Consider the following 22,743-nt stretch of genomic DNA (forward strand, 5'->3'; position numbering starts at 1 on the left):
TTGAGGTTGACGCGTATGTCTATGGAAACCAATGAGTCAGAAATAATTCAGGATATCTCCAGAAGGCTGGTGGAGGCGCAACGTAAAATTCGCATTTTAGACAGCATCAAATGGGATGAAAGCATCAAGAAAGACTTTTTCCAAAAGAAAGCCCAACAGTTGCCTTTAATCAACCGGGATTACTACCTGGGAAAACCCTTACCTTTTGATGCCGTTGAAAAGCAGGAAGAATTCCGTCTGATTTTACGCGACACCATCAATCAACTGGGGCAGTATTCGCCCGTTACCCGCCTGATTAAGCGCCAGTGCGAGGAGTATTGCCGCGCCGTGCAGATGCTGGAAGCGCGTGGTACTCCTGCCTTTTCTGAATTGTCAATGGAGCTGTATGGCAGCCCTGACGATGCCTTTTACTCAGGAGGTCCCCGCCTGTCTGAGCTTGGTACACTTCTGTTTGACGTGTTAACCGCCCTTGATGTGCAATTGCAATCCGATGCGGACATGAAACGGTATACCCCGCAGGAGGCGCAGGCCATACTCGAGTCGCGCTTAAGCTCCTTCTTTTCCCAACATCCTGGCAAGATTACCGTGATGGTCAGTGACGACATGGTCGCTGATGCGGCCGCGGGCGCTGACAGCATCAAATTAAGCCAGCAGGCCATGTTCAGCGACAGGGATCTTCGTTACCTGGAAGTCCACGAAGGCTGGGTGCATGTCGGCACCACCTTAAATGGCGCCACGCAGCCTTATTGCTTTTTTCTATCGAAAGGCTCGCCTTCGAGCAGTGTGATTCAGGAAGGGTTGGCTGTGATCACAGAGGTGGTTACCTTTTCGTCTTATCCTGGCCGCATACGCAAAATTACCAATCGGGTGATCGCGCTGGACAAGGTCAGGCAGGGCGCTACCTTTGTTGATATTTACCGCTATTTTATCGAGTGCGGATTAAGCGAGGATGACAGTTACAATCAAACCGTGCGCGTATTCCGCGGCAGCACGCCGGATGGCGGGCCATTTACCAAAGATCTTTCCTATGCCAAAGGCTTCGTGATGATTTATAACTTCATCCGTTTTGCCATCAGTCAACGGCACATCGATTCCATTCCGTTATTGTTTGCCGGAAAGCTGGTGCTGGATGATTTGCCGCTGCTTAACGAATTGCGCAACATGAATCTGCTTACGGCACCGGTTTATCTCCCGCCGCCTTTCCGTGATTTGGCCGCCTTAAGTGCGTGGATGAGTTTTTCCCTGTTTCTTAATAAATTCAGTTTGAATGAAATTCAGAAAAGTTTCCGTTTCCTGTTAGGCTGACCCAAGGAGAGACCATGGGATTATTGGTTGAGGGACAATGGCGTGATCAATGGTATGACACTGCCAAAACGGGCGGTGCCTTCAAACGCGAGTCGGCGCAGTTTAACCGGGCGATTGAAGCAGATGCCCAGGCGCTATTTCCGGCTGAGAAGGATCGTTACCACCTTTATGTTTCTCTGGCATGTCCCTGGGCACACCGAACACTCATTTTCAGAAAGCTTAAAAAGCTTGAGGACTACATCAGCCTGTCCATTGTGCATCCGCACATGCTTGAGCACGGTTGGGAATTCAAACAGGGCATGGGAGCCACGGGCGATACGCTGTATGGTTTACGTTACCTCTACGAGATTTATGTCAAGGCGATCCCGGATTACACGGGACGGGTTACCGTGCCGGTACTCTGGGATAAAAAAAACAAAACCATCGTCAGCAATGAATCCGCGGCTATCATCCGCCAATTTAATTCAGCCTTTAATCACTTAACGGGTGATGAACAGGATTTTTATCCAGAGGCCTTAAGGTCCGCAATCGATTCGGTGAATGATACCATTTACCGCACGGTCAACAACGGCGTCTATCGCTGTGGTTTCGCCACCACTCAGTCCGCGTATGACGAAGCCTATACTGAATTATTCGCGACCCTGGATGATTTGGAAGCGCATCTGCAACATCATGCCTGGCTGGTGGGGGAGCAATTAACGGAGGCGGATTGGCGGCTGTTTACGACACTGGTTCGGTTTGATGCCGTCTATTATGGTCATTTTAAAACCAATCAATGCCGTATCTGTGATTACCCAGCCCTGCAGGCCTATCTTGCCAAATTGTATGACATCCCCGGTATTCGCGACACAGTGAATTGGACTCACATCAAACAGCATTATTATTTCAGCCACAAAACCATTAACCCCACCCAGATCGTGCCTCTGGGACCTAAACTGTGGTTTGAATGTTGATTCAGGGCAGCTAAATACCGAACGTGCCCATTGTATTCAATGCTGGCAGAAACAGGCTGATTTATGCTTTAATAAGCATCATCTGATAAAGGCTTAAGAGTTGATATATGACCTTTGTAGTCACTGAAAATTGCATTAAATGTAAATACACCGATTGCGTGGAAGTATGCCCGGTCGATTGTTTTTATGAGGGGCCCAATTTCCTGGTTATTCATCCGGATGAGTGCATTGATTGTGCATTGTGCGAACCCGAATGCCCGGTTCAGGCCATTGTCTCTGAAGATGATTTGACGGAGGAGCAAAAACAGTTCCAGGCTTTGAATGCCGAACTTGCTCCGCAATGGCCCAACATTACATCCAAAAAAGAAGCGCCTGAGGATGCCAAGTCCTGGGAAAATGTCACTGACAAGCTTCAGTACCTCGAAAAAGAGTGGCCGAAATAAATCCCGTCGTCGCAGAGGACGCGATAGCGGATTGCCAACGGGTTTTAGGTGCAAAAGGGCGCCTCAGTACGGCCATTCCGGGCTTCGTAGCACGGCAGGCGCAGATTGAATTAGCCTCAGCCATTGCCAAAGCCATCATGGAGCAATCAACCCTGGTCGCCGAGGCGGGTACCGGAACCGGTAAAACCTTTGCCTACCTGATTCCCTGCCTTTTAAGCGGCAAAAAAGCGCTGATATCCACTGCCACCAAAACCCTTCAGGATCAACTGTTTCAAAAAGATTTACCTCTGTTAGTCAGGGCGCTTGGCCTTTCTGTCCGCGTACAGAATTTAAAAGGCCGAGCCAATTACATTTGCCGCTACCGAACGCAATTGCATACGGAGGAAGGGCGTTTTGTCAATCCACAGTGCGTCAATGACATTCTCAATGTGCATGAAAAATTACCCTTGTTAACGGCTGGCGAACGCTCTGAACTTCCGGAAATCAGTGAAGATTCTCCGGCCTGGCCTTATGTGACCTCGACCGCTGAAAATTGCCTGGGCGGTGAATGCCAGTTTTATCAGGACTGTTTTTTAGTCAAAGCCCGCAAACGAGCCATGGAAGCGGATATTGTGGTGATTAATCATCACCTGTTTTTCGCGGATTCAAGGCTTAAAGAGGAAGGATTCGGCGAATTATTACCTGGCGTGGATGTGGTGGTGTTTGATGAGGCCCATCAATTGGCAGAGATCGCAGCCAATTTTAACGGCGAACGCTTGGGTACACGTCAACTTACGGATCTGCTTGAGGATTTATTGCGCGAATGGCCGGTGCTGGATTTGCCGAATCGCCCGTTCAAAGCCATGAGTACCGAGCTTGACAAAATCATTGATCAATTGCATCTGACCTTGACTGGTTATGAAGAACGCATGGCCTGGGAGGATGTGTCGAAAAAGAAGGGTTTTATCGCTGCCTGGGAGTCTTTGCTTCATTTTTTCCAGCAATTGGCGGCGGCCATTGAAGAGGCGGGTATTGAACGCGAAGCCGGCGTTGCACGTTGCATTGCCCGTCTTCAGGACTATCAGGCTATTATGCAGCGGTTTGCGGACAAAGACTCAAGCCATATCCGCTGGCTGGAGCGTTTCAAGCATACCCTGGTGTGGCACGCTACCCCCTTTGATGTGGCTGACTCATTCCATCAGTTGCTGGCACAAAAACAAGGCGCCTATGTGTTTACGTCCGCGACATTAACCATGGCCGCTTCCTTTGATTGCTTTTTAAAGCCCCTGGGTTTGACCGGGGCGGAAACCCTGACACTGCCGAGTCCGTTTGATTACCAGCAGCAGGCCCTGCTGTACCTTCCCCGCCATTTGCCGGATCCCAAAGATCATCGTTACTATGAGGCCCTGCTCGACAAGGCAGTGCCCGTGATTAACGCCTGTGGCGGGCGCTGCTTTTTCCTGTTTACCAGTCACCGGGCATTAAAATTGGTTGCTCAACTACTGCACAATACTTTAAACTATCCGCTTTTAATTCAGGGTGATGAAGCGAAACCTATTTTACTGGCGCGTTTTCGGCAGATGGGTAATGCGGTTTTACTGGGGACATCCACATTCTGGGAAGGGGTGGATGTGAAAGGCGAGGCCTTGTCCTGCGTCATTATCGACAAGTTGCCTTTTGCGAGTCCGGTGGATCCGGTGATTCGTGGTAAAATGGCTTATTACAAAGCACGCGGTCTGTCCGGTTTTGATGAATTGTCGCTGCCGGCAGCGGTGCTGGCATTAAAACAGGGGGTAGGCCGGCTCATTCGTGATGTCACGGACAAAGGCGTGTTGATGCTGGCTGACCCCAGGCTGACTGGTCGGGAATATGGGCGGCAGATTTTTGCTAGTTTACCTGTGCTGCGAAAAACCCGTGAGCTTACCCGGGTGCTTCATTTTATTAACGAATTGGCTTTAAATCATGAACTTGCTGGCGATTGACACATCCACTGCAGAGGCTTCCATTGGCTTATCGGTTAATGGACGCTTATGGCATGAAAGCCATCAGGCTGAACGCCTGCATGGCCAATTCATTCTGCCTGCCATTGAGCGTCTGTTAAACCAGGCGGGTTGCTCCCTGCCGCAATTGGATGGCATCGCTTTCGGGCGGGGACCTGGCAGTTTCACCGGTTTGCGTATTGCCTGCAGTGTGGCTAAAGGTCTGGCTTATGCTCATGATCTGCCGCTGTATCCTGTCAGCAGCCTGGCGGCGATAGCGGAAGAGTACCTACATCAGCACCAGATCCCCTGGGGCGGTCAGCCGGTACTGGCCTTGCTGGATGCCCGTATGCAGCAACTGTACTGGGCCTGTTTTACTGACGCCACCCTTGACGTCGAAGAGCAGGTCAGCGATGCGGCCGATATTCCTGTACCGGATACGGAATCCATTGTGCTTGCCGGCGCCGGATTTGACGCTTACCGTTCGCAATTGAGCGCGCAAATCATCGATAAAATAAGCATTGAAAAATCAATTTTTCCCCAGGCACCGGCCATGATTCGATTGGTGCAGGCTCAGAAAATCAAGGCGGTTGACGCAAAAGAGGCTTCACCCGTGTACATTCGTAATAAGGTTACTCAAGGAGAAGCGCGTGGATAAGCGTTTATTGGATGTGTTGGTATGCCCATTGTGCAAGGGTAAGCTGTTATTAAAAGACGAGGAATTGATTTGCCGTTTCGACCGTCTGGCTTACCCTATTCGGGACGGCATTCCGGTTATGCTGGAGCAGGAAGGCCGCCTCATTCCCCTGGATGAGAAAGAAAAATTATGACTGACTTTCATGTGGTGATTCCGGCGCGCTATCAATCGTCGCGTTTGCCCGGCAAATTAATGATGAAAATTGCAGACATCACGGTGATTGAGCGGGTTTACCGTCAGGCCGTGCAGGCGAAGCCCAGGTCCATTGTCATCGCCACGGACAATGACGACATTGCAATGCACGCTGAAGCCTTTGGGGCGAAGGTCATGATGACTTCCATTGATCATCAGAGCGGTACGGATCGTATTGCTGAGGTTGTCCAAAACGGGGAATACCGTGAGGACGATATCATCGTCAATGTGCAGGGCGATGAGCCGTTTATTGCGCCGCAATTAATAAGACAGGTAGCCGACAGCTTAGCCAAGGCGGAAACGCCGATGGCGACGCTGTGCTGGCCCCTTGACGATTTGGAGCAGCTTTATAACCCCAATGTCGTTAAAGTGGTGCGGAATCAGTTTAATCATGCCCTCTATTTTTCGCGCAGCCCTGTTCCTGCTCATCGTGAGGACAGGGAGAGCCTGCGCATGGTGTATAGGCATATTGGCTTGTATGCTTACCGCGCTGCTTTTTTAATCCAGTTAACTGCCTGGCCTCCCTGCGAACTGGAGCGGCTTGAAGCGCTTGAGCAACTGAGGGTGTTATGGGCAGGGTACACCATTCGGGTAGACGAAGCCTGTGTGAAGCCCCTGCAGGACATTAACACCGCCGACGATTTGCAGTTGGCGAGAGAGTACCTTACCGCCTGATCAAGCCGCCGGAGACACCAGGCGGCTGGATAAGTCATGACCGAATTCAGCCAGCTCTCTTTCAGTACGGCAGGCGCCAAAGGTTACAAAGAAAAGTTCCTGGCTTCGTGATTTTAAATAATTGCCAAGATTAAACGACAAGGCCTGCAGGGGTTTAAAGACATTGATTCGCAGAAACTGCACCCATTTGTGGCGTATGCCGTCTGACAGTTTCTCCATGTTGTTATTTCTGAAGTGCTTGTCCGCACTGGCTTTTAACTCGGAAAAATAGGTTTCATCCTGGCTTAAACGGACATTTTCATTAATGTAATCCTGATTGATTCCTCTAAACTCCGCATGCATGCTGGCCAGGGTGTGAAGTCTGGGGTCCACTCTGTCCATCAGGGTTTTTTTACACTCCACCAGTGGGAGCTTGGGCAGGGATTTAAGCTGTTGAAGCTGTGCTAATTCGTTCTCATTGGAGGTTTTATGGATAGCCTGGTCAATGTATTTCTGGGTCAGGCGTTCAAACTCTGTTTCAAGCTTGGCCAGGATTTCACAGGATGTCTTATAAGTCTTTGTTTTTAAACGCCGCTCAATTTCCATGGCGTCCAGGATCTTTTGTTGGTAGTGCTCAAATGCCGAGATGAATCGTGTTTCTCCCAGCTTCCATCGGTTGGCCCATTCCTTAAACTCACTCCCTTGCAGTGTATCTAAACCGGCAAAGGCCCTATCCAGTGTTCCAAGCGTTTTTTTCAAGTTTTCATGCGCTTTTTTTAGACTGAATTGCAGGGGATTGTCCTCATCCAGAAGCGGGTAAGGGTAGTTCTCGTAGAGCGCGTTGGCTTTATTGAAACAAGGCGTTATATGGGCTTTAAGTTTTTCTTTTACCTGTTCGGTCTGACTTTTTAATTGATTAATTGCAACGTCAGTCTCCCGTCTTAACTTGAAGAGGTTCTCTTTACTCTCAGCGACTGTGCTCATCAGCTTGGTGGCCAGTTCCACAGCGCTCTTAAATTCGCTCGTTTCCTGTTCGTTGAAAGTCAGTTCGGGAGTGGATTGAATAAAACGCAATGCAGCCTCGGCATCGACCAGTTCGTCATTCAAGCGCTGTCTTAATCCCTTTTTCTTCTCTTCAAATTGTTGTTTGAGCATTTGGATTAATGGAGCGGCTTGCTTTTGCAGTTCTATTAAAATTTTCGTGCGGTTTGCGATTTGGTCCAGTCGTTTTTCCTGTAAAGAAGCCAACTGGTGAACTCTGTCTAAGGGAGAAACCAGTTCAAGAATTTTTTCCCTCTCCTCACCGTATGGGCCGGCCTCATTCTCCACTTCGGAACGGAAAGTCTCCAATTCGCCCAGCAGTTTACGTGCTGATTTCCAGGGACCATGCTCGCCCAATACTTCAGGCAACAGATGAAAATACTCTGAAAGCCCCTCCGTGAGCGCATCGATATCGCTTAAAATCATTTTCTCTTTGCTCAGGATTTGAAGGTGCTCTTGTACATTAATCTCTTTTAAAACATGGTAATTTTTAATGGATTGAATGGGAAATCCATCAATAAACGCAGTCAGGTTATAATAAGCAGCAATGGCCTTGCTGTACATTTGTCTATCGATTTTGGGCGGCAGGGCGACATCTAACAATTCGTTGCTTAACGCGCTGATGTCTTTCGCTTCCATTTTGGATAATGCGGTGCGCAAAAGCAAAAAGCGCTTTTTTTCACCGAGGTGCATCAGCAATTGATCATGAAGCTTGTCGAGCGCGCCGGAATGAACGATGGCAGGGTATTTTTGAAATTTTTGCTTTAATTCGTTAGTGAATTGCAGCAGATTTTTAACAAAAAACGGGGTATCTTTATCGTCTTTGTTGTTAATGTCGATAACGCAAAAAGTCAGCAGAAAGGTTTCAAACTGTTTTTTAAGCGCAATTTTGGCAGTCAGCATGAGTTGCTCCAGCACGGCCGGATCAAGCTCTGGGGGATAAACCAGGGCTTCACGGGCAAGGATTTTTTCTGCCAGTTCGTTTCGCTGCTGGTTAGTCTCTTTGAGCAGGCCTATCGTGCGCTGCAATTCGCTGATTAAAATGTCATGGTAGTCAGGGTATTCCAGGGTATGTTGGATTCGGCCAGTAATAAAAAGCCTTGCCTTATCCGCGTCAATGGTTTTTTCCTGGTAACGGGTTACCCAGTCAGACAGCAGACAATCCTCTGAGAAGCTGGGTAAAAACGACTGTTTGGCCAATTGGGTATGAATTTCAAGCTGTTCTTCAAGTTGAGCCCGTAGGACTTCGATCGTCTTAAGCAAAGGGGATTGCGGTTCTTTTGCTTCTTCTATGGGGGCAGCTAAGGTTTTGGGTTTGCTTTTATACGCCTTCGCTTTCTTTTTTAAACAATGGATGGTTTCCGGCAAAACGGGGCTTGCAGGAGATTGTTCCAGTTTCGTTATTATCCCATCAAATTCCACAAGCAGTTCCTGTGGCGCCCTGGCAGCTATTTTTTTACGCAGCATTTTGAGTGATTTGGTGATGGTCCGATTGTGATCGATGAGTTTAGCGGCCAGGTTTTCTGCGAGCATTTCCAATTCGGTAAGCGAAAGTGTGTTTTCCGGGGATGGATTCCAGGTCAGGTGCAATGGGGCTGTGATGTTATCCAGATGGCTTACAATACTATTTTTAATGAGCGATTTGAGTTTGACCAGACTGTGTTTCACATCAGAATTCGGTTCACTTTCAGACAGGCTTGACAGTTGAGAACGAAGGGATTGGGCACAAAGACGATAAGCATCAAGACTGTGTGGTGGAAAAGGAGTGATGGTTTCAACAACGGATAAAATTTTTTCTATTTTATCAAGCGCGTTTAACGCCTTATCAAACTCTTTACCCATTCATGTACACCTTATTATTTGAGTCGGGCCTTTGGTGAGATAAAGATACCATTGCAGGCTTAAGAGAATATTAAAGAAATGTATCAATATTGTAAAGCATGGGTGCGGTACGGCACGTGCTCTCCTTAGAGAAAAAGACCTGACATTATTGATGCTTTTTCTGTAAATGAAGTCGTCGCAGGTACAGGAAAAAGGCCGGAATAATCATGAGCACAATGCCGCAGGCAAACACCAGACGGTAATGGCTGGCATCGCCCATGTCCATGTTGCTTTCCGGGGGAATAAACCCAATGATTAAAGTAATAACGCAGCCTGTTAAACCCAACAGGCAGGTCAGGTAATAACCAAAACGGCCCAGCGGTATTTTAAAGGGGCGGGGTTTGTCGGCAAATTTGCTTTTCAGTCGAAACGCGGCGATAAACATCAACACGTACATCAGAATATAGAGTTCCGTGCTTAAGGCGGTAAATAGCCAGTAAATGGCATTGATGGTAGGGAACAGCAGGAAGCCGCCACAAAGCAGAGTGACTAATACTGCCTGCAGAATCAGAATACGGGAGGCGACACCATGGCGGTTTAATCGATAAAGCCAATGCGGTAAAAAGCCATTGTCCGCCGCCAGCAACATGCCTTTGGCTGGTGAAATAATCCAGTTGACCATGCTGCCCAAACTACCCAACAGCAATAAGCCGACAACAACCGGCATCAACGCACTCAAATGGTAGGCTTCAAAAAAGTTGGTGAAAGCCTGCATAACGCCATCCACCAGATTGATTTCCTTTTGCGGTAATACAAAGGCGATGGCCAATGAACCGAAAATCATGGTGGTTAAAATCAACAGAACCGAAAAAAACATGGCGCGGGGGAAGTTTTTTTGCGGATCGCGAACATTCCGTACATGAACGGCCGCCAGTTCCATACCAAGAAATGAGGTCATGATTGCCGTGAGTGAGACCCAGGATTGCGTGTCTTTCCAATGCGGAATCAAATGGGAAAAGCTTAAGTCGATGGCGAGAGGGTGGCCTTTGATTAACCAGATGAAGGCCAGAAATATAATGAGTCCCATGGGCAGAATCATACCAAAAATGGCGCAGACACTGGCAAAGGCGGCGGAGGCGCGAATGCCGGTTAAGCCGAGCAGGGTTAACGACCAGAAAATGATGAGAATCACGCTGATAAGGTAAAATTTATGTTCAGCGAGCGCCGGATTTATCAGATAGGCCAGCGTACCCGCGATAAACGAGAGGATGGTCGGGTACCAGACCATGGTATTAATCCATTGCAACCAAATGGTAAAAAAAGCGACGTTTTCTCCAAAGGCATGGCGAACCCAACTGTAGATGCCGCCTTCTTCATCAGACCAGGTCGAAGACAATTCTGCGGCAACGAGTGCGACAGGAATTAAAAAAACGATGGCTGAGAAAATAAAAAAGAAAATGAGGGAGGAGCCAAACAGGGCGGTGCCCGGTAAATTCCTGATGCTGTCAATGGCGCCGGTGATCAGTAGAACCAGAGCAAATGTCGATATTTTTTGTGTAGACCAGGATTTCATAGGCGAGGCAGGTTGCAGAATTGTCAAAAAGGTAAGCATTATAGAGGCGCAAGCCGTCTAAGAAAAGCGTTTTTTATTTTATTCGTCTGATTCACTGTACCATAAAACCTTGTCAGTTCCATGGCATTGCGGTTAAATAAAGAGTCATTTTAATAAGGAGTACACCATGGGCTGGACTTTTTTTAATCAACAACACCGTGTCAATGCGATTGCGCAAGGGGTTAATGTTGCTGTTGGCATTTTGGCCGTAGTGGATTTCATCACCAACCCGGAAGCCAACACCGCGATCTATGGCGCCAGCCTCTTATTGAATCTGGCCACGGGTGTTGCTCTCAGCGGTGAGTATGGGTTGGGTCAATTCGCCAGTATGGTAGTTAATGTGGCTTACGCTGGACTGGTTTTTGGTCAAGCCGTGAGCAATTGCAATGACGTCAGCAGCTCAACACTCCTTATGGAAGGGGTGGCCATGGGCACCAATCTGGCAGCGACGTTCTACAGTGCGGGAACTCATCATGCAAAAAACACCCCTCAAAAAGAAGCATCGCCTTCTTCCTCTATTGCACAGCCATCCTGATTATATTCCATGCACGGTGATGACTAATCGCCGTGCAGGTGCTGCGTTGCGATGTTCCGCCAGAAAAATACCCTGCCATTGCCCAAGCATCAGCCTCCCTTCGCAGACAGGCAGTGTGAGGCTTGCGCCCAACAGGGCATTTTTAATGTGCGCGGGCATGTCGTCCTCGCCCTCGAGGGTGTGCCGATACAGTTGATTGTCGTCTGGAACCAGGCGGTTTAAGTGGGTTTCCAAATCCATGGGCACATCGGTGCAGGTGTTCTCACTGATGGCCAGTGAAGCGGAGGTGTGCTTAAGGAATAAATGGACAAGGCCGGTATGAATGACCGGCGCTTGCCTGAGTTGCTCATGGAGAGCCGGCGTAATCAAATGAAATCCTCGCGATACGGGCTTCAGCACCCATTCGGTTTGCCAGTAAATGGGCGGCTTTGCTGTGTTACCCATGACGATACCCATCGCGGCAAGCCGGGGAGTTCATGACCTTTCCTTCCTTGTCCTGCCATTCGGCCGGAGAATACAGGTGCAGGCTCAAGGCGTGCAATCCGGTTTGCAATTCTTCAGCGAGCAAACGGTTAAGCAGGCGGTGGCGGGCAACCCGGTTTAAGGAGGTAAACTGATCGCTCACAGCGATGACTTTAAAATGAGTTTCCGCCCCTTCCGGCACATGATGACGGTGGGACTCATTCTCCACAGAAAGATGAAGGGGCGCCAATTGGCTCATCAAATGGTCTTCAATGCGTTGCTTACGGGACATGATCGGATGATTAGGGTTCAGAAGGTTAAAGTATACTCATTGGTTTGCCGTTTGTCATAGTTTTTGCCGATGACAAAGAATAAAAGTCATTTTGTGACAATATTGGGCGTAAATTTAGCTATTTTTGAATAAAACTACCTTCTTTCCCTTCTCATTATTGAGCAGCACGTCATCTCGCGTTATGCTTGTAAGTGCATGATTTGAGAGCGGTTATTGCTCAAGGCAAATGACAGGGTTGGGCATTATTGGTTTTTTGCTGGGAATGGCATTTATATTGCTCAGATAGTTCGTAAACGTTGTTTTATCGGAGGAGAGCAGCATGAAACAGAAGGGTTTTACACTGATTGAATTGATGATTGTGGTCGCGATTGTCGGTATTTTGGCAGCGATTGCAATTCCCGCTTACCAGGACTACACGATTCGGGCGAGAGTGACGGAAGGTTTAAACCTTGCGGCTTCGGCCAAATTGGCAGTCTCAGAAACAGCCATTACCAATAACGCCTTGCCCGCTACGCAGGCTGCAACAGGTTATGTCAGCCCTGCTGCAACACCGAACGTAACGTCCATTACGATTGGTGCTGGTGGCGTGGTGACCATTACCTACACGGCGGCTGCCGGCGGTGGCACGATTATCATGACCCCGACCCTGCAGGCGAACGGTGATGTTACCTGGGTATGCACCGGCGGTACGCTATTGGCTAAATACCGTCCAGCCAGTTGCCGACCATAATCCAGCTTGACCTGAAAAAGACCACGCAAGTGGTCTTTTTTTTTGCAAGCAGAGGGGTTCTTTCGTTTCTTATTGGTCATATAATGACCAGTTGTGTCACCTCTGATCCCTCTAATTCCACGTTGCTTTAAATCGGTTTAACGACGTTTAATGAACAATAACGCCGGACAGTCCCTTCTCTAAGCCTTATCTGGCTTGATTTTTTACAGTTGGCATTGTTGATGCATGACAGGAAGTGTAACGAATCAAACGAGAGGTAGTTATGAGACAGAAGGGTTTTACGCTGATTGAATTGATGATCGTTGTCGCCATTGTCGGCATTCTGGCAGCAATCGCTATTCCAGCTTATCAGGATTACACCATTAGAGCGCGCGTGACGGAAGGATTAAACCTGGCGGCGTCGGCCAAGCTGGCTGTTTCTGAAACAGCCATTACCAATAACGCCTTACCTGCTACTCAGGCAGCAACGGGTTATGTCAGCCCGGCGGCTACACCTAATGTCACCTCGATCACGATTGGGGCAGGCGGTGTCATCACCATCACCTACACGGCAGCAGCCGGTGGCGGTACGATTATCATGACGCCGACGCTGCAGGCCAACGGCGATGTCACCTGGGTATGTACCGGCGGTACGTTATTAGCGAAATACCGTCCAGCCAGTTGCAGACCTTAATTCCCAATCCAGGCAAGGTTTAATCCTTGCCTGACCACGAAGTCACGAGTCAATCAATAGCTGACGGCCCACTAAAATAACCTGTTTCAGAGGGCTTAAGGAGTATACCAGCATGAATGGAAAAGGCTTTACATTGATTGAACTTATGATTGTTGTGGCTATTGTGGGAATTCTCGCAGCAGTCGCCATTCCGGTTTATCAGGATTATTCTATCCGGGCTCGCGTAGCCGAAGGCCTTACCATGGCTGCTCCCGCCAAATTGGCGGTCAGTGAAACAACAATAGACACCAGTGTCTTGCCCGCCAATCAGGCGGTGACGGGGTACGTCAGTCCCGCCGCTTCGGTCAACGTGTCTTCCATCGTCATTGCCGCTGCCGGTGTAATCACCATTACTTATACTCCAGCGGCTGGGGGTGGGACCATTGTTTTAACGCCAACGCTGCAGGCAAATAATGACGTGGCCTGGGACTGCCGCGGCGGCACACTGGCGGCTAAATACCGCCCAGTGAGTTGCGTGCCCTAGCGTTGGCGTTGTGCATTAGTGCACGTGGCTCACAGCTTCTGCTCGACAAGCACATTCTTAAGACGGACATAATCCGGCAGGCCATTCTTATACGGAGGATAGGCTTCACCCTGAATCAGCGGCCGCAGGTAACGACGGCAGGCCTCCGTGATGCCTAAACCATCCTCGGTAATGAAATCAGGCGGCATGGCCTTTTCCTGGTTGGCCACTTGAGCCAGGGGCACGTGGTCTATGGACCAGCGGTACGGCCAATCCTGTTCCCGCTTGATGATGGGCATGATGGCATTGTGGCCAGTTAAAGCCAGTTCAACGGCTGCCTTGCCGAGGGCATAAGCCTGTTCCAGATCCACTTGCGAAGCAATATGACGGGCCGCGCGCTGCAGGTAATCGGCTACCGCCCAATGGTATTTGTACCCTAATTCTTTTTTAACCAGTTGGGCAATCACCGGTGCTACGCCGCCTAATTGCGCATGGCCAAAGGCATCGCGCAGACCCGCGTCGCTTAAGAATTGACCTTGTTCATTACGGATCCCTTCCGATACAACCACCACGCAATAACCGTATTGTTTGACGCTTTGATCCACTTTCGCTAAAAACCGCGAGGGTTCAAACGTGATTTCGGGTAAAAGAATGACATGGGGCGGTTCGCCTTCCGCCTCGCGGGCCAGTCCGCTGGCTGCGGCAATCCAGCCGGCGTGACGTCCCATGACCTCAAGAATAAAAACCTTGGTTGATGAGGCGGCCATGGATGCCACATCAAAACCGGCTTCGCGGGTCGAAATGGCGATGTATTTGGCAACGGAGCCAAATCCAGGGCAGGTATCGGTAAAAGGTAAATCATTGTCGACGGTTTTAGGAATACCAATGCAGGTAATGGGGTAACCCGTCTTGCTGCCCAATTGAGCAATTTTATTGGCTGTATCCTGTGAATCGCCGCCGCCGTTATAAAAGAAATAGCCAATGTCGTGGGCTTTGAAGACGTCAATGAGGCGTGCGTATTCCGCGCCATCGTCTTTTAATTTATAACGGCAGGAGCCAAACGCGCCGGAGGGCGTGTGCATCAGGCGGGCGATGTCCGCGTCGCTTTCCAGCGAGGTGTCGATGAGTAATTCATCCAGTGCGCCAATGATGCCATTCTTCGCCGCATAGACTTTGCCAATGCGGTCTTGGTGTTGCCGTGCCGTTTGAATAACACCGCAGGCAGACGCGTTAATTACCGCGGTTACACCGCCTGACTGGGCATAAATTGCATTTTTAACAGACATGATTTCTCCAGCTTGCTTGCTTCAGTTACTCGCCAAAATTCGAGGAACTGGTTTGGTAAATGTTCTCAAATTCATCCAGGACTTCATCGATGCTTTGAATCAGTTGGGCAAAAACGGTTTCCAGTTCATTCACATGCTTGGCCTTTAAGGCATGTGTCTCCAAACGGGTCACCTGCACCTGCAGATTGGGAACCCCGCAAAAACAGCAGGCGCCGTGGAGTTTGTGTGCCGCCGTACCTAATCCCTTGACGTTTTTATCATGGTATAACTGAATAAATTCCTTGCGATTTTCGCGCAGTTCTTCCACAAAGCGCCCTAAAAATTCTTTCGCCAGCGCCTGATTGCCGGATACCTTCTGCACACAAAGCGCCCAGTCAATGGCCGCCGGTTTGCTGCGTCTTAAAATGGAAAGCAGGGCTGACAGTAATTCCTTTTCCTCAACGGGTTTTTGCAGGTACAGATCAATGCCGGCTTTTTTGAGTTTCTCTTCACTCATGGCGGATTCATCGGCACTGATCACCACAATGGGCGTGGTAATATTGAGCGATGATTCCTGACGTATGCGTTTGGCGGCGTCCAAGCCGCCAAGCTTTGGCATTTGCCAGTCAAGCAGGATGATCTGGTAGTGTTTTTCGCAACAGGCCAAAACCGCTTCTTCGCCATCGTTCACCGCTTCGACGTTGGCGATTTCATTGAGAAAGGAATGAAGCAGCATGCGGTTAACTGGATTATCTTCCGCAATCAGGATATCGGGATGGGAGAGACGTAATTGCCCCCGCAGATTATCCAGTTCATGGTTAACCGCGGCAGGGGCAGGTTGAGACGGATTAATCAGGGTTTCAATGGTGTCATGGAGTTTCTGGATGCTGATTGGTCTGAACAGAAAGCCGCGGGCGCCGAGTCGTTGCGGTTCATGAATAATGGATTTGGAAATTAAAATGGAGGCTTTGGAGTACTTGCGCAGAATACCCGCGATTTTATCTTCAGAGTCTTCATCCACATTGACAAAAGCAAGGGTACAATCATCCCGTGTGGCCAAAGCCTTGTCCAGTTCTGACAGACTGGCGACAGCCACGCTTTGAATTCCGCAGTAGACCAGGCCGTTGCACATCGCTTCCAGATGCAAGGGATTGTCGTCATAACAGATGGCTTTAATGTTCTCAAACCGATGTGCCTGGTGCTTCTCGCTTTCATAGGCGGTTAATTTCTCAAGGCGTATGCGCACAGCAAAGGTCGAGCCTTTGTGCAGTTCACTGGTTAAGGTAATGCGTCCCTTCATTTCTTCGGCGAGTTTTTTGCAAATCACAAGCCCCAGGCCAGAACCGCCAAAGCGGCGGGTGATGGTGGTATCCGCCTGATTAAACGCATTGAACAGTTTGGTCTGATCATCACTGGAAATGCCCATGCCGGTGTCAATGACAGAGATACAGAACAGGTAATCTTTTTCGGTTTCCTGTTCAATGCAGGTTTTCACCAGGACATAACCGCGATCGGTGAACTTAACGGCATTGGTTACGAGGTTAGTCAGGATCTGCTTGATGCGAATGGGATCGCCGAGCACGGTCTTCGGTACATTCACTTCCGTGGAAGGAATCAAATCAATGCCTTTTTTATGGGCATTGGGTGCGGCTAAGGTTAATACTTCATCGACGCAGGCGCGAAGATCGAGCGGGATGCAGTCGAGGCTTAATTTCCCGGCATCCATTTTGGAGTAATCGAGAATGTCATTGATGATAGTCAGCAAATCCTGGGCGGAAGACTTGATGGTTTTGACATAATCCAGCTGCAGGGGATCAAGCTTGCTTTCCAGAAGGACATTGGTGAAGCCGATGACGCCATTCATGGGGGTTCGTATTTCATGGCTCATGTTGGCAATGAATTCTGATTTCTGGCGGCTTTTCTCCTCGGTTTTTTTCTTTTCAAGCGACAATTCGATGTTCTTTTCTTCGAGCAATTCAAGGCTTTGCTGTAAATCTTCGGTAGCCACTTCAATGTGATGGTTTAAGTCTCTGACCGTGTTCAGGTATTGCTGCTGCAAATGAGCGCAGCCGCGCTCGATAATTCCCAGTTCGCCGGGACTGGTGACTGAAATGTGAGTTTCGAATTCGTTACTTAAAATCTGCTTCATGCTGCGGCGCAGGCGGGCTAAAGGCAGGTAAATCCGTTTGGAAAGGAAATAATGAATGCTTAAGCTTAAAAGCAAACCCAACAGGATGATAAAAATGGTAACGATGTACATCTGATACTGTTTAATCACCGACGATTGCGTGTCGATGTCGATTGACAGCCAGCCTAAAATGTCATCCGGCTCCAGATTGGCCCGTTCCAGCGCCGACTGAAACACGCTCGCGGAATATAAATTGTGTTTGGGGATGGTAATCGGGGCTAAAAAATTAATTTCGTAAGGTTCAATCTGTTTGCTTTCGATGTAATCGCCGGTGTATTGCAGGGGTTTAAAGGGTTTTTTAATCAGGTGCTTGCCGCCGCGGTAGGCAATTAACTGGCCGTCCGCGCTGTAAAAAGCCAGCGCAATGATCTCAGGATTGACTGTCGAGGCATCCACCAGCGCCTGCAGGACACGGCGGTCGTTGCGCATCATCGCCAGCTGTGCGGCAGGAAGCAATTGGCGTATGTAGGCTTCGCCGAGCCGGGACATGTGCTGGTTTAAGTCTTTATTGAATTCGCCGTTGAAGAACACCGCAAACAACAAAGCGACCAGCAGGACTGGAATCAGGGTTGTGAGGCGCAGTTGGTATTTAATGCCGAGTTCTTTCATTACCTGCCTCTTGTGGGCTGATCAACAAGTCTCTTGCTGAGCAATTTTTCGTTGAATTGCCAAAAAAAGAAGCGCATTCGGTTACTTTCCGTTGCCTTTAAAGTCGGCTATTATAGCCCGATTATTTTATCGCTTACAACGGAGAACCGGATGGTTGTCAGAACTCGCTTTGCCCCCAGTCCAACGGGCTATCTGCATGTGGGGGGGGTACGTACCGCCCTGTTTTCATGGTTATATGCAAGGCATCATCACGGTCAGTTTGTTTTACGCATTGAAGACACCGATCAGGAGCGCTCGACTAAGGAATCCGTGCAGGCCATTTTAGACGGCATGGCCTGGTTGGGCCTGAATTATGACGAAGGGCCGGTTTATCAGACAGAACGCTACGGCCGCTATCGTCAGATTGCAGAGCAGTTATTAAACGAGGGCAAAGCCTATCGCTGCGTCTGTTCCAAAGAGCGCCTGGAGTCTTTGCGTGAAGCCCAGCTTGCCGCGAAGGAAAAGCCCCGTTATGACGGTCATTGCCGCGATAAGCAGTTGCCGGAAGGGGATACGCCCTTTGTCATTCGATTTAAAAACCCGCAGGAAGGGGTAGTTTCTTTCAGCGATCAGGTTTACGGCGATATCCATGTCGATAACCGTGAGCTTGATGATTTAATACTTGTCCGCTCCGACGGCCATCCAACCTATAATTTCGCTGTCGTCATTGACGATTGGGACATGACCATTACCCATGTTATCCGCGGCGATGATCACATCAACAACACGCCCCGGCAAATCAATCTGTTTAAAGCCTTAAACGCGCCAATCCCCGTCTTTGCGCACCTGCCGATGATTTTGGGCGAGGATGGCAAACGCCTGTCCAAACGCCATGGCGCGGTCAGTGTTCTGCAATTTAAAGAATTAGGCTTTCTACCGCATGCCTTGCTCAATTACCTGGTACGCCTCGGCTGGTCTAACGGCGATCAGGAAATTTTCAGCGTGGACGAGATGATCGCCAGTTTTGATTTAAAAAATGTCAGTCGTGGTGTGTCCAGCTTTAATTATGAAAAACTGCATTGGTTGAACCAGCACTATCAGAAGAGCGATTCTCCGAAGGAGGTGGCCAAGGCCCTGCAATGGCACTTTGAACAAAAGGGGATGGATTGGTCAAAAGGCCCGTCGCTGGCCGATATCGTGGCTGTGCAGGCGGAACGCTGCAAAACGCTGGCGGACATGTGTGAAAAAAGCAGCTTTTTCTATCGGGATGACATTGATTATGATCCGGATGCGGTGAAGAAGCACTTGCGTCCCGTGGTGCTTGAGCCGCTGCGTACGCTTTATGAGCGGCTGAAGCAGGTGGATGCCTGGGAAGCTAACCGCGTACAGGAATGCATTAATGATGTCAGTGCCGAGTATGATTTAAATCTGGGCAAGATTGCGCAACCGCTGCGGGTGGCCGTCACCGGCAGCAGCATGTCGCCAGCCATTGATGTGACGCTGGCGCTGATTGGCAGACAACGGGTGTTAAGCCGGTTGCAGCAGGCCTTGCAGATCATTGAGCAGCGGGCGGCTCAGGCGGCGGAATAACGAGTCCTGGATAAACCGAGGGTTAGCTATTTTTTTATCAATAATAGGTCAGGTTGTGATAAAATCTGACCTTATTTTTTATTGTTAGAAAAAATATGCACCATCTGGAAAACCTATTGTCCTTTTTGAGCGAAATTAATAAGCATCTGTTTTTAGCAAGCGAAGACGCATTGACCCGCAAAGAATTTAAGCGTAAGGGAATTACCCACGTAGTCAGTGTCATTCAATCCAAAGTCACTGTGGCTGACAGCATCAAACACCTGCACATCCCGCTCGCGGATTCGCCCAAAGAAAACATACGCTGTCATTTTGAGAAGGTATTGGCGTTTATTGATGAAGCCATAGCCCAAGGCGGTAAAGTGCTGGTGCATTGTGAAAAGGGCATGTCCCGTTCCGCCAGTTTCGTCATTGCCAGGTTGGTTTTACGTGCGTTAATTCTGTTTTTCATAATAAATACTAAACCATTACTGCGATAGTATAACACTACCTAAAATGAGATTAAGTAATAATTAACAAATCAGCAATTTGCTAAATTGCAATACTATTTACACACTCTTATTAAAATGAACAGCAAATAGAAAGGAAAAGCAGCCTTTCCTTTGATTTAACGCTATACTCTGGGTAATTCATCAGGTGTTTTCTATGCGTCTTCATTTTGATAACAGCTTTGCCCGCTTGCCGGATACGTTTTATACCCTGCTCGATGCAACACCCGTAAAAGACTGTGAGCTGATCCATGTCAATGAAAGGGTGGCTGCGCGTCTTGGGATGGGTGCTGACGTGTTAAGCTCCCCTTCATTCGCCCATTATTTTGGCGGCAATCAACGCCTGCCCGGCAGTAAACCTCTGGCCATGGTGTATGCGGGACATCAATTCGGCTATTACGTCCCGCAACTGGGCGACGGCCGCGCGCTGTTGCTTGGCGAAATCATTAATTCGCAGGGCGAGCGCTTCGACATTCAATTAAAAGGCTCAGGTCAAACGCCTTATTCCCGCATGGGGGATGGCCGGGCGGTGCTGCGGTCGACCGTTCGTGAGTACCTAGCCTCCGAAGCCCTGCATGCCCTTGGCATTCCAACCACTCAGGCCTTGTGCATTGTGGCCACGCATGAGGCGGTTTACCGTCATGTGCCTGAGCCTGGCGCGGTATTAACTCGAGTGGCGGAATCGCACATCCGTATCGGCCATTTTGAGTATTTTTACTATACCCGCCAATTTGAAGCGGTGAAGCAATTGGCTGATTATGTGTTAACACGGCATTATCCTGACCAACCCCACGATGAAAAAGGTTACGAATACCTTTTTGAGCAGGCCGTGTTACGCACCGCCCGCCTGATAGCGCAATGGCAGGCAGTGGGCTTTTGTCATGGGGTGATGAACACCGATAACATGTCGGTGTTGGGATTAACCATTGACTACGGCCCGTTTGGATTTCTGGACGCCTATGACGCTGCCCATGTCTGCAACAGTTCGGATGAGACCGGTCGTTATGCCTTTGACCGCCAGCCAGCCATTGCTTTTTGGAACCTGATGGCCTTCGCTCAGGCGCTAACCCCTCTGCTGCCGCAGGACACGTTAAGATCCCTACTGGATTTGTTTCAACCGGAGCTGGTTAATGCTTACAGTGAATGGATGCGCAAAAAAATGGGCTGGCAGTTACCGCAGGAAGAGGATATGGAGCTCGTCAATGCCCTGCTGGATTTAATGCAGCAGCACCGCCTCGACTACACCCTGTTTTTACGCACCTTAAGTGATTATGCGCTTCATCAGGATGACACCTGCTTTGACCGCCTGACCTGCCGGCCTCAAGCCCTAAAGCCGTGGCTTGAAGCCTATGCGGCGCGCTGTGCTCAGGAACCCGCTTTAGGTGACGAGCGCAGCCGGCAGATGAAACGTGTGAATCCCAAATACATTCTGCGAAATTACCTCGCGCAACAAGCCATTGATGCCGCTTATGAGCATCAGGATTACAGCGAAATCGACAGGCTCTTTCGCCTGTTGCAAAAGCCGTTTGACGAGCAGCCTGAGAGCGGGCATTACGCGCAATTGCCGCCGGAATGGGCGGCGCGGATTTCGGTGAGTTGCTCTTCCTAGGATGACTAAAAACGGTATTGGTTTTGCTGTTGCAGGAATTCCTTAAGCGTGATGGGTTTCGGATTTTTAAAAAAGCCAAAAACCAGTTGGCTTTCATGCTGGATGTCTGCATTAAAAATGGTTTCGTCATCGGTTCCTGGAACAACCGGATCGGACACGGAATCGTAGATGGACGCCACCGGGTGCGGCTTGCCCTGCTCATGCCAGTTTAATTTGGCATGGCAGGTGGGGCAGACTTCAATGGGTAATTGCAAGGCCTTGATGCGGTGTTTCTGCTGTTCAGTCAGGTAAATGCAATGGCCTAAACGGATTTTACCAAAAAAGGGATGCTCACTCTGCTCCGGATGATTTTTTACCCATTCTTCAAGCGTTGCAAGAATGGAGTCAGTGTCTTGACGTTCTTCGGGAGTATTCGCTTCGCCCATGTGGATGGCAAGACCGACATGATTGTCGAGCGCCAGTTGAATGGTTTTGACTAATTCCTGTCCCGTTAATTGACGCGGCGCCAGGGGTTGGCCGCTGATATCAATGCCTTTCAGCAAGCCGTCGCTTTTTAACACCTTCTGAATAAAGTATTCGGCATCCTTTGCCGTGTGATGAACTCGGTCTAAGCTCAGTAAGCCATACGCTTCTTTGCCCAAGGCAGTATCCTCTCTGGCATCGAGCAGGCCTTTTAAAAAGGCATCGATGTAATCGTCCACCGTGCAGCCGTTCATGGGTTTCGGGGTCGTACGGATCTCGAGGTAATTCCCGGCTGAGTTGGCAATGACATCGTAAGTGCCTTCCTGAATGTCTTTCAGTTTCTGCACCATCTTATGAACGAGAGCAAACTGTGCCCATATCAATTGAAGGCAGGCTTCCGTGTCGCGCGGTTCTTCCCTGGATTTATCCTCATACTGTTGCTGAACGTTGAGGAATTGCTGGTAAACCTGCGGACAATGGTTTCTTTCTGCAATTTTCTTAAGTAAGCCCTTGCTGAAACTGCCATTGAGGTGACAATGGAAATCGGCAAAATTCTGTTCCGTTTTAGTTTGCATGACAGCCTCTTTGAGTCGAAAGTCCTGCATTCTATCTGCAAATAAAGCCGACGTCAGCTTCGAGTAACCCTTGGCCTGGTACTCTGTCGTTCAGGCCGAATGGCTATTCCC

21 protein-coding genes are annotated in these 22,743 nt (G+C 49.2%); 14 read left to right on the forward strand and 7 right to left on the reverse strand.

Features of this window, described 5'->3' with window-relative positions; genetic code table 11:
* The first annotated feature begins 15 nt into the window (after positions 1-15).
* The 7 genes from Lrub_RS10655 (at position 16) to kdsB (ending at position 6,223) form a co-directional block, all read left to right on the forward strand.
* The gene (locus Lrub_RS10655; protein ID WP_058532082.1) at positions 16-1,305 is read left to right on the forward strand and encodes a flavohemoglobin expression-modulating QEGLA motif protein; all 1,290 of its coding nucleotides are present in this window, start codon (positions 16-18) and stop codon (positions 1,303-1,305) included.
* Between the two features lie 14 nt (positions 1,306-1,319).
* Entirely contained in the window at positions 1,320-2,258 is a 939-nt protein-coding gene (locus Lrub_RS10660) for a glutathione S-transferase family protein (protein ID WP_058532083.1), read from the forward strand.
* A 107-nt stretch (positions 2,259-2,365) separates the two neighbouring features.
* A complete protein-coding gene (gene fdxA, locus Lrub_RS10665) occupies positions 2,366-2,701 on the forward strand; it encodes a ferredoxin FdxA (RefSeq protein WP_058532084.1) in 336 nt (111 codons plus the stop codon).
* On the forward strand, positions 2,689-4,662 hold the full coding sequence (locus Lrub_RS10670; RefSeq protein WP_272946955.1) for a DNA repair helicase YoaA: 1,974 nt from the start codon (positions 2,689-2,691) through the stop codon (positions 4,660-4,662). Before fdxA ends, Lrub_RS10670 begins: the two co-directional genes overlap by 13 nt.
* The gene (gene tsaB / locus Lrub_RS10675) at positions 4,643-5,317 is read left to right on the forward strand and encodes a tRNA (adenosine(37)-N6)-threonylcarbamoyltransferase complex dimerization subunit type 1 TsaB (protein ID WP_058532085.1); all 675 of its coding nucleotides are present in this window, start codon (positions 4,643-4,645) and stop codon (positions 5,315-5,317) included. Before Lrub_RS10670 ends, tsaB begins: the two co-directional genes overlap by 20 nt.
* Positions 5,310-5,489, forward strand: a complete 180-nt coding sequence (locus Lrub_RS10680) for a Trm112 family protein (protein ID WP_058532086.1) — start codon at positions 5,310-5,312, stop codon at positions 5,487-5,489. The genes tsaB and Lrub_RS10680 overlap by 8 nt, the downstream gene beginning before the upstream one ends.
* Positions 5,483-6,223 carry a 3-deoxy-manno-octulosonate cytidylyltransferase gene (gene kdsB / locus Lrub_RS10685; protein ID WP_133134036.1) on the forward strand — a complete coding sequence of 247 codons (741 nt, stop codon included), beginning with the start codon at positions 5,483-5,485 and terminating at the stop codon, positions 6,221-6,223. The genes Lrub_RS10680 and kdsB overlap by 7 nt, the downstream gene beginning before the upstream one ends.
* Here kdsB and Lrub_RS10690 read toward each other — a convergent pair whose 3' ends face one another.
* Together Lrub_RS10690 and Lrub_RS10695 are read right to left on the reverse strand one after the other, a co-directional pair.
* Positions 6,224-9,085 carry a hypothetical protein gene (locus tag Lrub_RS10690; RefSeq protein ID WP_058532088.1) on the reverse strand — a complete coding sequence of 954 codons (2,862 nt, stop codon included), beginning with the start codon at positions 9,083-9,085 and terminating at the stop codon, positions 6,224-6,226. It lies immediately after the preceding gene.
* Between the two features lie 145 nt (positions 9,086-9,230).
* Positions 9,231-10,637, reverse strand: a complete 1,407-nt coding sequence (locus Lrub_RS10695; RefSeq protein WP_058532287.1) for an amino acid permease — start codon at positions 10,635-10,637, stop codon at positions 9,231-9,233.
* 166 nt (positions 10,638-10,803) lie between these two features.
* Here Lrub_RS10695 and Lrub_RS10700 point away from each other — a divergent pair, with 166 nt between their 5' ends.
* The gene (locus tag Lrub_RS10700; RefSeq protein ID WP_058532089.1) at positions 10,804-11,211 is read left to right on the forward strand and encodes a hypothetical protein; all 408 of its coding nucleotides are present in this window, start codon (positions 10,804-10,806) and stop codon (positions 11,209-11,211) included.
* Here Lrub_RS10700 and Lrub_RS10705 read toward each other — a convergent pair whose 3' ends face one another.
* On the reverse strand, positions 11,212-11,655 hold the full coding sequence (locus tag Lrub_RS10705) for a secondary thiamine-phosphate synthase enzyme YjbQ (RefSeq protein WP_193392356.1): 444 nt from the start codon (positions 11,653-11,655) through the stop codon (positions 11,212-11,214).
* Complete coding sequence (locus Lrub_RS10710) at positions 11,648-11,965, reverse strand: BolA family protein (RefSeq protein ID WP_058532090.1); 318 nt, start codon at positions 11,963-11,965, stop codon at positions 11,648-11,650. Before Lrub_RS10710 ends, Lrub_RS10705 begins: the two co-directional genes overlap by 8 nt.
* A 319-nt stretch (positions 11,966-12,284) precedes the next feature.
* Between Lrub_RS10710 and Lrub_RS10715 the strand changes: the two genes are divergently transcribed.
* The 3 genes from Lrub_RS10715 to Lrub_RS10725 all read left to right on the forward strand — a co-directional run bounded on the left by Lrub_RS10715 (position 12,285) and on the right by Lrub_RS10725 (position 13,891).
* Positions 12,285-12,695, forward strand: coding sequence for a pilin (locus Lrub_RS10715; RefSeq protein WP_058525546.1), 411 nt, complete (start codon positions 12,285-12,287; stop codon positions 12,693-12,695).
* A 262-nt stretch (positions 12,696-12,957) separates the two neighbouring features.
* Positions 12,958-13,368, forward strand: a complete 411-nt coding sequence (locus Lrub_RS10720) for a pilin (RefSeq protein ID WP_058532091.1) — start codon at positions 12,958-12,960, stop codon at positions 13,366-13,368.
* 112 nt (positions 13,369-13,480) lie between these two features.
* Positions 13,481-13,891, forward strand: coding sequence for a pilin (locus tag Lrub_RS10725; protein ID WP_058532092.1), 411 nt, complete (start codon positions 13,481-13,483; stop codon positions 13,889-13,891).
* A gap of 29 nt (positions 13,892-13,920) precedes the next feature.
* On the opposite strand, the gene Lrub_RS10730 is transcribed toward Lrub_RS10725, so the two are convergent.
* Positions 13,921-15,156: a 6-phosphofructokinase gene (locus tag Lrub_RS10730; protein WP_058532093.1), complete on the reverse strand. Its 1,236-nt coding sequence runs from the start codon at positions 15,154-15,156 to the stop codon at positions 13,921-13,923.
* A gap of 25 nt (positions 15,157-15,181) precedes the next feature.
* The gene (gene letS, locus Lrub_RS10735; RefSeq protein WP_058532094.1) at positions 15,182-17,932 is read right to left on the reverse strand and encodes a two-component system sensor histidine kinase LetS; all 2,751 of its coding nucleotides are present in this window, start codon (positions 17,930-17,932) and stop codon (positions 15,182-15,184) included.
* 150 nt (positions 17,933-18,082) lie between these two features.
* Between letS and gltX the strand changes: the two genes are divergently transcribed.
* The 3 genes from gltX to Lrub_RS10750 all read left to right on the forward strand — a co-directional run bounded on the left by gltX (position 18,083) and on the right by Lrub_RS10750 (position 21,595).
* Positions 18,083-19,501 carry a glutamate--tRNA ligase gene (gene gltX / locus Lrub_RS10740; RefSeq protein ID WP_058532095.1) on the forward strand — a complete coding sequence of 473 codons (1,419 nt, stop codon included), beginning with the start codon at positions 18,083-18,085 and terminating at the stop codon, positions 19,499-19,501.
* A 95-nt stretch (positions 19,502-19,596) separates the two neighbouring features.
* Complete coding sequence (locus Lrub_RS10745; RefSeq protein ID WP_058532096.1) at positions 19,597-19,977, forward strand: dual specificity protein phosphatase family protein; 381 nt, start codon at positions 19,597-19,599, stop codon at positions 19,975-19,977.
* Between the two features lie 166 nt (positions 19,978-20,143).
* Positions 20,144-21,595 (forward strand): protein adenylyltransferase SelO, encoded by a 1,452-nt coding sequence (locus tag Lrub_RS10750; protein WP_058532097.1) that lies wholly within the window; start codon positions 20,144-20,146, stop codon positions 21,593-21,595.
* A gap of 5 nt (positions 21,596-21,600) precedes the next feature.
* Here the strand turns inward: Lrub_RS10750 and Lrub_RS10755 are convergent, their stop codons facing one another.
* On the reverse strand, positions 21,601-22,632 hold the full coding sequence (locus tag Lrub_RS10755; RefSeq protein ID WP_058532098.1) for an amidohydrolase family protein: 1,032 nt from the start codon (positions 22,630-22,632) through the stop codon (positions 21,601-21,603).
* Between the last annotated feature and the right edge of the window lie 111 nt (positions 22,633-22,743).

It is taken from the genome of Legionella rubrilucens (assembly GCF_001468125.1).
In the GTDB taxonomy this organism is placed as follows: Bacteria; Pseudomonadota; Gammaproteobacteria; order Legionellales; family Legionellaceae; genus Legionella_C; species Legionella_C rubrilucens.